This window comes from Brucella cytisi (assembly GCF_038433355.1).
Classification (GTDB): Bacteria; Pseudomonadota; Alphaproteobacteria; order Rhizobiales; family Rhizobiaceae; genus Brucella; species Brucella cytisi.
Map to the genome: position 1 here is coordinate 17,550 of NZ_JBCAUP010000007.1, position 14,353 is coordinate 31,902.

Below are 14,353 nucleotides of genomic sequence, written 5' to 3' on the forward strand. Positions count from 1 at the left end.
TCTACAATGCGCCAGTCCGTTGAGAGCTTTGCGAAAGTGATCGTGAGACATCAATTATTGCCGCTCTCAGCCACTTGTGCGCGGGATCGTTTCGATATCGCACATGCCAGGCCAGTTCTACCGGGAAAGTTCCCAGTTCTGCTGGAGAGGGCAACACTTTCAGGCGAGGATCGCGCTCAAGTATTCGACAGATTTGTAACGGCAAAGTCGCACAGTAATCCGTAACGGCAATCATCTCCGGGACGGCGAGGAAATGTGTCACGGAAACGACAACTTCCCGCTTGAGGTTTTGCTTGCTCAGCGCCTGGAACAGACCAGCGCGGATTCGACCTGGCGGAAGCACGTTCACGTGCTTCAACCTCTCAAACTGACGGCGGGTAAGGCTCTCACCGATTTCCGGATGGTCTCTGCGAACGACACAGGCAAGGCTTTCATCCATGAGATGCTGTACGACGAGATTGTCGGGAGGGGCAACGACCCTTCCGATTGCCATCGCGGTTGTTCCGGACGTAACGCCGGTCTCAGCGAGATCATTGCCGAATGGCGTCATACGAAGTTTAATGCCAGGCGCTTGTTCACGCAGCCTTGCGACCAGCGCTGGCATCAAGACCAACTCCACATAGCTGTTTGGCGCGATCAGAAACTGGCGGTCCGCGTGCCGTGCGTCAAAATCCTGCTGATGGACTATAACCTCATTCAATTGCGCCAGTGCGGTTTCAATCGTTGGCGCGATCTCCTCGGCAAGTTGCGTCGGTTTGATACCGTATCGTTCGCGGATGAATAATGGATCACGGAGCATGTAGCGAAGGCGATTGAGCGAGTTCGAGAGCGCTGGCTGCGTTATCCCGAGCCGGGCGGCAGCGCGCGTCACGCTGCGTTCTTCCATGAGTGCCACAAAAACTGGCAGCAGATTAAGATCATACTTCATCGTAATATATCGATGCCTGAATATCTGGGATCAAACAAGTAAATTTCTTAAATATCTCGACCGGTGCCATGTTTCTTTCATCGAAAGGCCGATGCAGTTGTTCGAACAACCACCCGATGAACGCAGCAACTTTACAGGAAACGACGATGAAAGTTCTCATGGTACTGACTTCCCACGACAGGCTTGGGAATACTGGCAAAAAGACCGGTTTCTGGCTGGAAGAGCTTGCAGCCCCTTACTACGTCCTCAAGGATGCAGGGATCGAAGTCACCCTCGCGTCGCCAAAAGGCGGCCAGCCTCCGCTCGACCCCAAGAGCGACGAGCCGGATTTCCAGACCGACCTCACGCGGCGCTTCAAGGCCGACGAAGCAGCCAATGCTCAACTCGCGGAAACCTTGCGCCTGGACAACGTCAATCAAAGGGATTTTGACGCGGTTTTCTATCCCGGCGGCCACGGACCGCTTTGGGATCTGGCTGAAGATCCCAACTCGATCAGTCTGCTCGAAGCCTTCATCGCAGCTGACAAGCCGCTCGCTCTTGTTTGTCATGCACCCGGCACGCTTCGGCATGTGATCAATCCAGATGGTACGCCATTCGTTCAGGGTCGCCATCTCACCGGATTCACCAATGGCGAAGAAGCAGCCGTCGGTCTCACGCATGTCGTCCCGTTCCTGGTCGAAGATGAGCTCATCAGCCTCGGCGCTGTCTTCTCCAAGGTTGAAAACTGGGGCGTACACACCGTGGTCGATGGCCAGCTTATTACCGGTCAAAGCCCCCATTCCTCGGCTGAAGCAGCGAAGGCTCTCGTAACCGCTTTGCACCAGGCATCGATGAAGATCGCTTGAGGACAGGCACCGCTGTGAGAAGTCGTTCACCACTCCTGGTGAACAACCTGCACCCCATCGCAAGGGCGGAAGAATTGTCGAACTTCCGTAGCCCGCTGCGTTGGTGCCCATGGACGATCAATCGAAGGAGAATGAATATGAAAGTTTTTGTCATAGGAATCACTGGCGGTGTCGGTCGACGTGTGGCCGACTTGCTGGTCGCACGAGGAGATCAGGTTGCTGGCCTCGTCAGGAGCTCTCACAAAGGTGAAACGCTGGCCCAACAGGGAATCTCCACCACACCTGGAGACCTCGTTAAAATGTCGGTCGATCAGCTTGCAGAAGCGCTTCGTGGTTTCGATGCAGTCGTTTTCGCTGCTGGCGCAGGCGGAAAAGACGGACCAGAAGCAACGGATCAAGTCGACGGAGACGGACCAGCCAAGCTGGCAGCCTCGGCAAAGCTTGCCGGAATACGTCGCTTTGTTCTGGTCTCCGTGTTCCCGGAGGCCTGGCGCGAACGCCACATGGACAGGGATTTCGAGCATTACATGGTCGCGAAAAAGCGTGCTGAAACGCAACTGGTGCTGACAGATCTCGATTGGGTCATTTTACGCCCGTCAGCACTGACAAACGAGCCAGGCACGGGTCAGGTTGATCTCGGCCTCGCCAAGGTCCACGAGGAGATCAGGCGCGACGACGTTGCCGCCACTGTTGTTGAAGTGCTGCGGCAACCTGATGTCAACCGCATAATCCTGGAAGTAACCGGCGGTTCTATACCGATTGAGGAAGCGGTCACAGCAATGCAGCCTGGCCAGATTAAGTAGACGATCAGGTGGCAGGCGACCGCAACGTCCTCCTCTGTCTGATCGCTGGTCAACGTTCAGCACAATGACATTGCATATGCCCCACATCTCTTCTGCATAACCACCAGGGTTTGGCTGAGTATCGCACCGCCCAACCCATCAACTGTACCAACCAGAAATCAGGGAGTTACTACAATGGCTACAATCACCACTCAGGACGGCACCAACATCTTCTACAAGGACTGGGGCCAGAAAAATGCCCAGCCGATCGTCTTTCATCATGGTTGGCCGCTGTCGTCCGACGATTGGGACAATCAGATGTTATTCTTCTTGTCGCATGGCTATCGTGTCGTTGGGTTCGACAGGCGTGGTCATGGCCGCTCGGATGAGACTGACACCGGAAATAATATGGATACTTACGCTGCCGATACGACAGACCTCGTAAACGCACTTGATCTGAGGAACGCTGTGCATATCGGTCACTCGACCGGCGGCGGAGTGGTCGCGCGCTATGTCGCTCAAGCCGAGCCAGGACGCGTTGCCAAGGCCGTCCTGATCGGTGCAGTGACGCCGGTTATGCTCCAGTCGGCATCCAATCCGGAAGGAACACCCATGGAAGTATTCGACAGCTTCCGCGCCGCACTGGTAGCAAACCGTTCCCAGTTTTTCCGCGACATCCCGTCCGGCCCGTTCTACGGGTTCAACCGCAAGGGCGCAGAGATAAGCCAAGGGCTGATTGACAATTGGTGGCGTCAGGGCATGGCGGGCAGTGCCAAGGCTCAGTATGATTCCATCGAAGCGTTTTCTGAAACGGACTTCACCGGCGATCTGCACGCGATCGACATCCCCGTACTGGTGATGCACGGCGAAGATGATCAGGTCGTTCCAATTGCCGCGTCTGCTCATAAAGCAATCGGTCTTCTGCAGAACGGGACCCTCAAAACCTATCCAGATCTGTCGCATGGCCTGTTCGCGACGCACCCCGAACTGGTCAACGCCGATCTGCTGGATTTCGTTCAGCGCTAAATGCCCGGGTGAAGGATCTGTCTAATATCTTTAGCCCGGAAGCAGAGTGACTTCCGGGCGTACTCATACGGCTAGTTTGGCAAGTATTATGGACGGCGAGCGACTGTACTAACACCGTCTCCATCATAAGCATGGCGTTATCATCGTACGGAACTCGGCGACGCCCCATGACCTTAGCCTGTTCCCGGGTTTATGTTGATGTACGATGTAGCAGGTGAGCAGATTACGGGCCAGCGATATCGCGCCAGATAATATTGGCGATTTGGCGAAATTCGCGGCGGAGCGGTGGCCCGATTGGCGGCACCATAAGAACGCAGTTTGTCCGTGACCACGACGCGGAGAGCTACAGGACATCGTTGCTGGACGACCGATGGCATTGCAATAGTCTGATCAGATCACTCCTGAACTAGCCTACATCCTGAAGCTTAATAGGTGGCGATAGCTGTGTCAGGTTCCACAAAGGAAAGAAATAGCCTCAGCTGGCTAGCTCATCATATCCCCGTCTGACTGACAGGATGCTCCCAGGGTTCATTTTGCAATCAGGATCAATGAGATTTCGTAGGGAATGCATAAGATCTAGACTGACCGGATCTGATCGTAACTCAAGTTCTTTTACCAACTTGCGACCAATCCCATGTTCGGCCGAGAAGGTGCCCCCTAGTTCATCCACAACATCATGGATTATTTTCATAATGCGTGCAGATACTACAGCATCTTCTTCAAAAGCGGACCATTGATCGTGTGTGAAATGCACGATGAAATGGATGTTTCCATCTCCAATGTGCGAAACAATAAGTATTTTCGATTTGGGACAAATTTCATGAACGGCAGCGCTGGCGCGCCTGATAAGTTCAGGCACGAGTGTCGGACGAACGGCAATATCGTGTGAAAGGCTATGTCCATGTACCTTGTTTGCCTCCGAAACTGAATGCCTTAGGTGCCAAATGTCTTCAGCTTGTGCGTGGCTTTGGGCGATAAAGGCATCCACAATAGTTCCAGTCTCAAACTGCTCAGCTAACCATTCTTCCAATGCTTGATTCAACTCAGCAACTGGATCTGCACTGCCCAGTTCTACCAGCAACGACCATTCGGGGCGACTTTCCAGCGGATGTCTTGAACGGGGAATATGCTGAAGAACCACATCAACCTGACTGCCTGACAAGAGTTCTACTGCTTGTACGGCTGTATCGAAGCGATCTTGCAATCCCGTTAGAATGGACACGGCCGCATCCAGATCCTGAAGTCCAATCCAGGCATGCCCCGAAGAACGCAGGATGGGCTGCAAGCGCAATGCTATCGCCGTGATAATGCCCAGTGTACCTTCGGCACCGATGAAAAGGTTTTTGAGGTCGTAGCCTGTATTGTCTTTGCGAAGTGCCTTCAAATCGCTTAGCACCTGTCCGTCGGGCAACACCACCTCAATCCCACAAACAAGATCTCGCATGGGGCCATATCGCAACGCACCGGTTCCACCTGCATTAGTCGATGCAAGGCCGCCCAATTGTGCACTGCCCTCGCTGCCAAGATGCAAAGGAATGCGGCGATCGACAGTTGATGCCACATCATGTGCAGCCACTAATGTCAAACCAGCCTCTGCAACAATGATATTTGACGCTTTGTCTATTTCACGGACTGCATCGAGACGACGCAGTCCTATCACGATTGTACGATCCCTAGCGGACGGTACAGCACCCTGACACAGTCCGGTGTTACCTCCCTGGGGCACAATTTTGCTCCCATGAATATCGGCCAACCGCATGAGGTTTGAAACCTGTTCAGTGCTCGCAGGCAAGACAACAGCTAAAGCTTCACCCTTCCCGTAACCGCGCCAGTCGGCCAGATAGGGTTCTTTGTCATGCGCATCCGTCAACACATATTGGCCGCCAATCGCTTGTCGAAGGTCATTTAGGAAATCATCATCGGTGCTTGGCCTGGAAAGCATTGTATTACCTGTGACTTGATCTTTAATATCTGGTGGAGTTTCAGTTTAACCGATCCACTCGGCTTGGCCGAGTGCAGCGATGTTTTCGGCACCGGCAAAAGCTAGAAAAAGGCTGAGTTCTTCTCTGAATTGCTCGATCATCTGGACTACACCGGGCATACCACCCGCCGCCAACCCATAGAGTGGCGCCCGTCCAAGAAACACCCCGTCTGCTCCTGCAGCAAGCAGCTTTGCCGCATCGGAACCGCGTCGGACACCACTATCGGCGAAGAGCACTTTGCCTGGACCAACGGCAGCTCTAATTTTTGGCAACACGTCTAGCGGTCGAGCAGCGCTGTCAAGATTTCGGCCACCATGCGCGGATACGATTACGCCATCGCAACCCAGCTTGAAGACCTCGATGGCGTCATCCGCCGAAAGAATCCCCTTGATGAGCATTTTATGCGGCCAACGCCCACGAAGCTCCCTGAGAAAATTCAGATCAAGAACCATGTCGAGAGCAAAGCGCGGGTCGCGGATGGAACCACTGATAGCGGTCGAGACCTCGCCAGGATAATGCGCATAGGATGGAAATCCCTTTCGCATCAGATAACGCCCCATAACGCCTAATGACCACCGTGGATGTAGCATGAGATCGATAGCCAGCGTTGCTGAAGGCTCCAACGGGACACCAAACCCGTTGCGACGGTTATGGACTTTCTTGGGTGATGCGGGTGTGTCAACCGTCAGTACCAGTGTCTCAACCCCGCACATCCTGGCTCGCTCCAGCAGTTTCCAGGTCTCGTTACGGTCCTGCCAGACATAAAGCTGAAACCACAACTCGCTCCCGAGAGCATTCGCGGAAATCTGTTCAATGCTTGTCGATGATTGTGTTGCAACCACAAAAGGCAGGCCCGCTTGCCTGGCTGCGAGTGCCATCGCAACCTCTCCATCATGCCGCACCATGCCGGCAAGTGCAGTCGGTGCAATCACGAACGGACAATTATGGATACCGCCCAAATACTCAACTGACAAATCCGGAGCTGACACGGGACGCAAAACACGAGGAATGATACGTCTGCTTGCGAACCCCTGATGAATGTCCGCAATGGCCGTTTCAGCCTCGGTTCCTCGATCAATATAGTCAAACAGTGCTTTGGGGAGAAAGCTTTTTGCCTGGTCCCGAGCTTCTGCAAAATCAAGAAATTGCGCCCCGCCTGCCATATCTTATGCGATCCCTTCGGCTCGCAGGCGTTCGACAGCTTCGATAATTAGTTTTTCAGTCTTGTTATCCGGCGCTTTCAAGGGCAGCGATACAGGACCAACTGGCAGTCCCAGACGGCCCATCATTGTTTTCAGAGGCCCAGGGTTGACCTCGTTGAACAGGGCCAGAAACGTCGGAAGAAGCTTTCGATGAAGGTCTATACCATCAGCAAGATTACCGCCAGCCAATGTATCGTGTATTCGTGTCCAATAGGCCGGCAGCATTGGCGCGCTGGCTAAAATACCCCCTGTCGCGCCATACATGACGTGGATAGCATACATCATGTCGTCTCCCGACAGCAGTGCTATACGATTTCCGATCTCTGCGGACAGACGCTGGAAATAATACGCATCGGTGTTGCAAATTTTTGCACCTATGATGGTCCCGTCTTCTCCCAGGGTCTTGAGAGTATCAACGGCGGAAACAAAACTGGTGCGGGCGGGAACATCATAATAAATGAGCGGTAGATCAACAGTAGTGCGGTAGGTTCGAAAATAGTCGATCACCCCTTGCTGGCTCGGTATCACGTAGAATGGTGTGACGAGAAGCAGCGCGTCAGCGCCAGTTTCTTTGAAGGCCAGTCCGTGCTCCACTGCCTCCGCCCAACCGGGAGAAACTACGCCTGCCACGACGGGTACGCGTCCGTTAACAATGCGAACGGTTTCACGAACAACGTTAACCCTTGTTTTATATGAAAGCGCAGTAAATTCACCCGTTCCACCAACTGGGGCCAAGCCCTTTGCGCCGCCGGCGATGTTGATTTCAACCAGCGCTTCAAGCTTTGCCACATCTAGCTGACCATTTTCGGTCAAAGGCGTGGGAATTGCAGGAAACATTCCCCGCAGATCAGTATGTTTCATTGTCGATCATCCGCTCTAGTCAGGAAGGTGGATTAGTGCTCAACTTTTGAAAGAAAGTTTTTGAGCCGTTCGGTCTTTGGTTGATGGAGAATTTCGTCGGGTGCACCTGTCTCCACAATGTGTCCGGCTTCCATGAAAATGACCTTCGAGGCAACGTGTCGGGCAAAGCTCATTTCGTGGGTCACTACAATCATAGTGGTACCGTCTGCGGCCAGGCCTTGCATAACGTCGAGAACCTCTCCGACCAACTCAGGATCAAGAGCTGAAGTCGGCTCGTCGAAAAGCATAACTTCAGGCTCAAGAGCCAACGCACGGGCGATCGCAACGCGTTGGGCCTGTCCACCCGAAATCTGTTGCGGGAACAGATCAATCTTGTCCGTCAACCCGACCCGATCGAGTAACCTCATCGCGAGTTTGCGTGACTGGCTTTTGGTTTTCAACCTGTTAAGCAATGGACCAGACATCACGTTTTGCAGGACTGTCATATGAGGGAAGAGATGAAACCCCTGGAAGACCATCCCCGTCTTCCGGCGAAACTCAGCCTTGACGCGTTCAGCGATTTTGCTCTTCGGTTCGAATTCAAGCCGATTACCAGCAACTTCGATCAGACCTCGCGTTGGCTGTTCCAGAAGGTCGAGACAGCGGAGCAAGGTGGATTTGCCGCAGCCTGACGGGCCAATAAGCACCGCTACATCACCGCGGTTTACTAATAGGTCAATGCCTTTCAATACTTCATGATCACCGAATGTTTTTCTCAGGTTCTGAACACTGATCATCGCAACCACCGTTAATGTTTGATTTCGAAGCGATTGGCTATCAACGTCACAGGCGTGAGGATTGCCAGATAAAGAAGAGCCGCGAAGGTGTAGACCTCAAGTGGACGATAGGTTTCCATCGTCAGACTACCGGCGGCATACATGAGGTCAGGAACGGCAACCACCGACAGTAGGGATGTGTTTTTGAGCTGCAGAATCGTCTGACTGACGATTGGCGGAATCATGCGCCGTGTGGCCTGCGGCAGAATGATATGTCGCATTTTGGTAAAGTATGAGAAACCCAGGACGGTGGACGCTTCCCATTGTCCGCGATCAATCGAGATGACGCCCGCTCTGAAAATTTCGGCTGAAAATGCCGCCATGTAGAGTGTCAGCCCCAACCCTGCTGCGAACCAGTCAGGCAAGGTATAACCGGTGAGCATCGGCAGCGCATAAAAGAACCAAACGATCTGCACAAGCAGAGGGGTGCACCGAAAAAGGTGAATGTACGCATTGATGATCAATGTCAGGACGGGAATACGCGATACAAGAGCAAGCCCCAGAACCACACCGATGACGAGACCGGCCAACGAAGTGACAAACGCATATGCTACGGTCACACCGATCGCATTGAGCCATAGTTGGCTGTCCTGGATAACAGACCAGTCAAATTGATACATCGGATTGCACTCCCATTTTGCAGCGACGGTAAGTCCCGGATCAGGTCGCCCTTTTTGCAGCTAACTCGATTCGTTGATGCTGGAAAGTATTTTTGCACATAAATTTGTATTATGTGCGTATTACGATATCGTTTAATCACATTACGATTATTTATAGTTAGTTATCATTCTTTTCCGACTCTTTTGTTACGAAACATGTCAATAATCGATTTTTCTCTTGCCGACTGGCAATGGTCAGGACAATGTCTCACCCGTCAAATTAAAGCCCTCAGAGAAGGGCAATTCGAAGGGAAGCAATAGAATGATTAAACCGATGGCAGCAGCGCTACTAACCGTGGCGAGCGTCACGATTTCAGCGCCGGTGATGGCTGAATCCGTCTGGGACAAGATCGCACGTACCGGTGAAGTTGTATGCGGTGGAGTCAGGAACTATCCTCCAACTTCGTTCCATGTTGGTGGTGAACTTGAGTACGCTGGCTATGGTCCACGTGTGTGTCGGCAGATGGCCGCAGATCTCGGCAAAGCGATGGGGAAAGAACTCAAGCTAAAATGGCGCGAAGTTACCTGGCAAAGCATCGTCCTCGACTTGCAATCGGGACGACTTGATATATTCCCGGGCATGACCGCTACCGAAGAACGCAAGAAAGCTCTGGCGATGGCCGGACCTGTCTGGCAAATGTCGGATTGCGTTATCGGAGCAAAGGGCAAAGAACCACCTCAAAAATGGTCCGAATACAATAAGCCGGATGTGACGTTTGCGATGGTCACGGGTGCAGCGCAGACGAACTTTATCAAGGACGACATGCCTGAGGCAAAGATAATGAGCCTGAAGGAAATGAGCGAAGCCATCATGGCCGTACAGTCTGGACGCGCCGGTTATATGTTGCAGGAACTTCCAATCTGCATAAAGACATTCGAAAGTGCGCGGGGGGTTTTCTCGAGCTATACTGTCCCGGAACCTGTTCACGGCATCCCTGTTTCAGCCGCTACACGGAAAGACGAGGATGGTCGCGTTCAACAGTTTCTCCAAAAATGGGCCGACGAAAACCGTTCGAACCAAACCATCGCCCCGCTCCTGCTTGAAGGCTTCAAGGATGCAGGTATGGATATAACGGCTCTGCCAGATGGTATCCGTTTCTGATCAATGTCAGGTGCCGGATCTCGGCACCTGCGTTCCTCCCGCATCAGCCAGATGTGTAACCGAAATGCACAGAAAATTCTCTAAATCACGAGGGAATAAGTAGTTATATTGGCCAAATGGATGGTATCGGAAATGCTGCCCGATAGTAGAAGATAGGTTGTAATGAGAATGGACGCTGACGAACTGGACGACCCCATGATGGTCCGCTCTGTTGAAAAAGCCTTTCGCGTTCTTGAGACCTTTGACACTCTGCATTCTCGTCAGAATTTGACACAGCTTGCGCAACGGGCCGGAATAGACCGGTCAGCTGCACAACGCTTTGCACACACATTGCTGAACCTTGGCTATCTGCAGAAAGTTCCCGGCAGCAAGACTTATGAGCTTGCGGCAAAGTCATTAAACATGGCTTATCGCTACACGCGGTCGAGTGTGCTTGTGCAAAGAGCTCATCCCTATCTCCTGCATCTTAACCGGAGTACGGGAGAGACTATCTCGCTCACTTTGCTCGACGATACCGATATCATTTATCTTGCGCGTTACCTTTCATCGAATACGCTTGATAACGACGTCATCGTCGGTAGCAAGCTCCCCGCTTATTGTTCTGCCGCTGGGCTTGTGTTTCTTGCCGGTCTTGACGATGCGAGAATTGATGACATTCTGGCACGCAGCGATTTACGGGCGTATACGCCTAAAACAATTTTCGAACCCGAGAAAATCTGGCAACGTATCCACGAGACGCGTCAACGCGGTTTTGCCATCGCTGAAGAACAGGTTTACACTAACGATATCGCACTTGCTGCCCCTATTTATCTCCCGGACGGTCATACTACAGCGGCAGCAGTTCTTGCAGCCTCCAATCTTCGCTATAATGAAGATACTCTGGTCAGACAATTTGTGCCGATGATGATTTCAGCAACGCGGTCGGTCACACAAATTATGGCGTAAGTTAAAGGGGATAAGGTGGTTGCTGGGTCCGGGCCATTTCACCGCCGGCGATTGTTGTTCTACATAAATGAGATGAAGGACATTCTTTAGCACCGCATATTCTTGTGTTTGTTTGGCGCCTGGTACTGCCCCCGTGTCTCGCGGTGCTTTGCTTCGATATTTGACGGATAAATCAGGACCAATTAACTCTTGTTTTAAAATCATCATTCAGACTATAGAGAACCGGTTTAACCGGCAAAGGGTAGACCGCGACCCGCAATTCAGGACATTACCAGTGATCGCAAAGAAAACTCTTCTGGCCGCTACGGGCCTTGTCGCCCTGCTCGCGTTCCAAAACAACACGGCAAAAGCGGCTACTCAGTATCCACTAACGCTCGAAAATTGCGGCAAGAAAGTTACGTTTGCAAATGCGCCGGAACGCGCTATCGGCCTTGGACAGAACAGCGCTGAAATCATGTTGCTACTGGGGCTTGAGAGCAAAATGGCGGGAACAGCGTTCTGGCCGAGCAAGGTTTTGCCGCAGCTTGAGGTTGCCAATTCCAAAGTGAAGCTTTTGACCGTCGAGTTTCCGACTTTTGAGTCGATGCTTGCAGAGAACCCGGATTTCGTAGCCGCAGCTCTTCCAAGCCTCATAGGACCAAACAGCAAGGTTGCAAAGCGTGATGATTTCGACAAGGTCGGAGTTCCGACTTATCTTTCGCCGAGCACGTGCCTCAGTACAGAGCAGGTCAAGGATGAGTATGGCAGCCGCGACAAGCTGTGGAACATGGATCTTCTATATAGGGAGATCGACGAGCTCTCGCAGATTTTCGATGTTTCAGATCGCGGGCAGGCACTAATCACTGATTTCAAAGCACGCGAGGCAGCATTGCGCGCAAGAGTTCCAGCGAGCGGCAAGAAACTTTCTTACGTCTTCTGGTTCTCCAGCCCGTCACCATCAGCTGACGCCTATCTGGGTGGCGGAAACGGTGCATCGAGCTTCATCGCTGATGTTCTGGGCGGCGAAAATGCCATCAAGGCGGAAGCTGAATGGCCGACGCTTGGCTGGGAAAGCATCATCGCCGCCGACCCCGATGTCATTGTCGTTGCCAATCTCGATCGTAATCGTTGGGAACTGGACAAACCTGAGGCCAAGATTCAGTTTCTCAACACAGACCCTGCGGTCAGCCAGATGCCAGCGGTCAAGAACAAAGCTATTGCCGTCATGGACGGTCAGGCTATGAACCCGACCATCCGCACAATTTACGGTGCGGAACAGGTCGCGGAACAGTTGAAAGCGCTCGGTATTCTCAAGTGAGTGCTGCTGGCCATTCTTTAAGGCATTGGGGCGCCTTCAGCATTATGCTGCTGGCGTCACTTGTGGCAATCGGATTCGTAGTGGGTGTCAGCGTCGGCATAGGCGACTTGCCGATCCCTTTATCGACAACCTTCGCAGCGATAACCAATCGCCTTGGATGGAGTTCAGTCGAACTCAACCGCATTCATGAGACTGTGATTTGGGATTACCGCCTCAGCCGTGCGTTGGTGGCAGCATTTTGCGGTGCAGGCCTCGCACTTTCGGGCGCGATCATGCAGTCACTTTTGCGTAATCCGCTGGCTGAGCCGTATGTTCTGGGCATTTCCGCCGGCGCATCAACTGGCGCTGTAACAGTTGTCATTCTCGGCATAGGTGCTGGCGCTGTTTCATTGTCGGCGGGTGCATTCGTTGGCGCGTTTGCGGCCTTTTTCTTCGTTGCCCTTCTCTCAAATGGCACGCGTGGAGGTGCGGATCGTACCATTCTGGCAGGTGTTGCTGCATCGCAACTCTTCAACGCTGCAACATCATACATCGTCACAACATCCGGCAATGCCCAGCAGGCTCGTGATGTGATGTTCTGGCTTCTTGGCAGCTTCGGTGGTGTTCGATGGCCAGAATTCATGCTGGTGTCAGTCGTCATCACCATCGGCCTAGTCGCTTGCCTTCTCTACGCCCATGTTCTGGATGCATTTGCATTCGGGGACGAAGCCGCCTCCGCGCTCGGCGTCAATGTCGGTCGAGCACGCATTGTCCTGTTTGCACTCACGGCAATGATGACAGCCACCATCGTCAGCATGGTCGGTTCGATAGGCTTCGTGGGGCTCGTAGTCCCTCACGCTGCACGCTTCATTGTCGGGCCGCTACACATAAGATTGTTGCCCGCATGTGCCATTGTCGGCGCAGTCTTTATGGTGCTGGCCGATATCGCTTCGCGCGCGCTGATACCGCAACAGGTCCTTCCCATAGGCGTGGTGACAGCGCTTGTTGGCGTGCCCTTCTTCTCGATCATTCTTTACCGGTTCCAGCGCCCATCATGAGTATCAGAGCCGAAAATCTTGTCTGGAAAATCGGCAAGAAAGCCATAATCAACGACGTTTCGTTCGAAGCGAAGCCTGGAAGGATGCTGGGTCTTTTAGGACCAAACGGTTCGGGAAAGACATCCCTGTTACGCCTGATCGCAGGATTAAAACACCCCTGTTCTGGGCATGTCCTGCTTGATGGAAAAGATATCAATACGGTTGCCCGACGAAGTATCGCGCAGCGTGTGGCTTTTGTCGAGCAGCACGCAACGACAAATGCCAGTCTCAAGGTTATGGACGTTATAAGACTTGGACGCTTTCCACACAGGTCAATGTTCTCCGGATGGACCGGCGCTGACGAGACAGCCGTACGAGATGCGATTGAACGCACCGGTATGACAACCAAGAAAAATGACCAGTGGCAAAGCCTGTCAGGTGGAGAGAAGCAACGCGCTCACATAGCAAGGGCACTGGCGCAGACGCCAGAAGAGCTTATCCTTGATGAACCGACCAACCATCTGGATGTCCATCACCAAATGAGCTTGCTGAAGCTGATTTCCGGGCTGCGGATCACGAGCATAATTGCGCTGCACGACCTTAATCACGCAGCCATGTTTTGCGATGAGTTAATCGTTATGTCGGCAGGAAAGATCGTAGCTTCGGGAACGCCGGACGATGTAATTAATGAGGATATACTCAAAGAGGTGTTCTCTATCGATGCTCGAGTGGAACCATCCCCCTACACCGGACGGCCTCATATTCACTATCTAAAGTAATCGTCCAAGCGGTAAGATATCCGGCAATTCTTTGCGCATGCGGCCAAGAAGACGCAGTGACCCATCGGACTGCCGTTCAAGGAATATCGCCTGATAACGCCCATCGGGGCAGGA

At 52.8% G+C, this 14,353-nt stretch carries 14 protein-coding genes; 8 read left to right on the top strand and 6 right to left on the bottom strand.

Going from position 1 to position 14,353, the window contains the following annotated elements:
• Position 1: 1 nt before the first annotated feature.
• Positions 2-928, bottom strand: a complete 927-nt coding sequence (locus tag AAE521_RS09120) for a LysR family transcriptional regulator (RefSeq protein ID WP_071634190.1) — start codon at positions 926-928, stop codon at positions 2-4.
• A gap of 146 nt (positions 929-1,074) precedes the next feature.
• Between AAE521_RS09120 and AAE521_RS09125 the strand changes: the two genes are divergently transcribed.
• From AAE521_RS09125 to AAE521_RS09135, 3 genes are all read left to right on the top strand, one after another.
• Positions 1,075-1,773 (top strand): type 1 glutamine amidotransferase domain-containing protein, encoded by a 699-nt coding sequence (locus tag AAE521_RS09125; protein ID WP_342061129.1) that lies wholly within the window; start codon positions 1,075-1,077, stop codon positions 1,771-1,773.
• A gap of 137 nt (positions 1,774-1,910) precedes the next feature.
• Entirely contained in the window at positions 1,911-2,576 is a 666-nt protein-coding gene (locus AAE521_RS09130; RefSeq protein WP_342061130.1) for an NAD(P)H-binding protein, read from the top strand.
• Positions 2,577-2,750: 174 nt separating this feature from the next.
• The gene (locus AAE521_RS09135) at positions 2,751-3,581 is read left to right on the top strand and encodes an alpha/beta fold hydrolase (RefSeq protein ID WP_342061131.1); all 831 of its coding nucleotides are present in this window, start codon (positions 2,751-2,753) and stop codon (positions 3,579-3,581) included.
• Between the two features lie 475 nt (positions 3,582-4,056).
• Here the strand turns inward: AAE521_RS09135 and AAE521_RS09140 are convergent, their stop codons facing one another.
• The 5 genes from AAE521_RS09140 to AAE521_RS09160 are packed head-to-tail and all read right to left on the bottom strand — an operon-like array spanning position 4,057 to position 9,061.
• Entirely contained in the window at positions 4,057-5,523 is a 1,467-nt protein-coding gene (locus AAE521_RS09140) for an FAD-binding oxidoreductase (protein ID WP_342061132.1), read from the bottom strand.
• A gap of 45 nt (positions 5,524-5,568) precedes the next feature.
• A complete protein-coding gene (locus tag AAE521_RS09145) occupies positions 5,569-6,726 on the bottom strand; it encodes an alpha-hydroxy acid oxidase (protein WP_342061133.1) in 1,158 nt (385 codons plus the stop codon).
• Between the two features lie 3 nt (positions 6,727-6,729).
• Positions 6,730-7,626, bottom strand: coding sequence for a dihydrodipicolinate synthase family protein (locus AAE521_RS09150; RefSeq protein ID WP_342061134.1), 897 nt, complete (start codon positions 7,624-7,626; stop codon positions 6,730-6,732).
• Between the two features lie 32 nt (positions 7,627-7,658).
• Positions 7,659-8,402 (bottom strand): amino acid ABC transporter ATP-binding protein, encoded by a 744-nt coding sequence (locus tag AAE521_RS09155; protein WP_342061135.1) that lies wholly within the window; start codon positions 8,400-8,402, stop codon positions 7,659-7,661.
• A gap of 11 nt (positions 8,403-8,413) precedes the next feature.
• Positions 8,414-9,061, bottom strand: coding sequence for an amino acid ABC transporter permease (locus AAE521_RS09160; protein ID WP_342061136.1), 648 nt, complete (start codon positions 9,059-9,061; stop codon positions 8,414-8,416).
• 301 nt (positions 9,062-9,362) lie between these two features.
• Between AAE521_RS09160 and AAE521_RS09165 the strand changes: the two genes are divergently transcribed.
• The 5 genes from AAE521_RS09165 to AAE521_RS09185 all read left to right on the top strand — a co-directional run bounded on the left by AAE521_RS09165 (position 9,363) and on the right by AAE521_RS09185 (position 14,239).
• The gene (locus AAE521_RS09165; RefSeq protein WP_342061137.1) at positions 9,363-10,202 is read left to right on the top strand and encodes a transporter substrate-binding domain-containing protein; all 840 of its coding nucleotides are present in this window, start codon (positions 9,363-9,365) and stop codon (positions 10,200-10,202) included.
• 168 nt (positions 10,203-10,370) lie between these two features.
• Positions 10,371-11,147 carry an IclR family transcriptional regulator gene (locus AAE521_RS09170; protein WP_342061138.1) on the top strand — a complete coding sequence of 259 codons (777 nt, stop codon included), beginning with the start codon at positions 10,371-10,373 and terminating at the stop codon, positions 11,145-11,147.
• Between the two features lie 274 nt (positions 11,148-11,421).
• Positions 11,422-12,444, top strand: coding sequence for an ABC transporter substrate-binding protein (locus tag AAE521_RS09175; protein WP_342061139.1), 1,023 nt, complete (start codon positions 11,422-11,424; stop codon positions 12,442-12,444).
• Positions 12,445-12,488: 44 nt separating this feature from the next.
• Complete coding sequence (locus tag AAE521_RS09180; RefSeq protein ID WP_342061140.1) at positions 12,489-13,481, top strand: FecCD family ABC transporter permease; 993 nt, start codon at positions 12,489-12,491, stop codon at positions 13,479-13,481.
• Positions 13,478-14,239 carry an ABC transporter ATP-binding protein gene (locus tag AAE521_RS09185; RefSeq protein WP_342061141.1) on the top strand — a complete coding sequence of 254 codons (762 nt, stop codon included), beginning with the start codon at positions 13,478-13,480 and terminating at the stop codon, positions 14,237-14,239. The genes AAE521_RS09180 and AAE521_RS09185 overlap by 4 nt, the downstream gene beginning before the upstream one ends.
• The last annotated feature ends 114 nt before the right edge of the window (positions 14,240-14,353 follow it).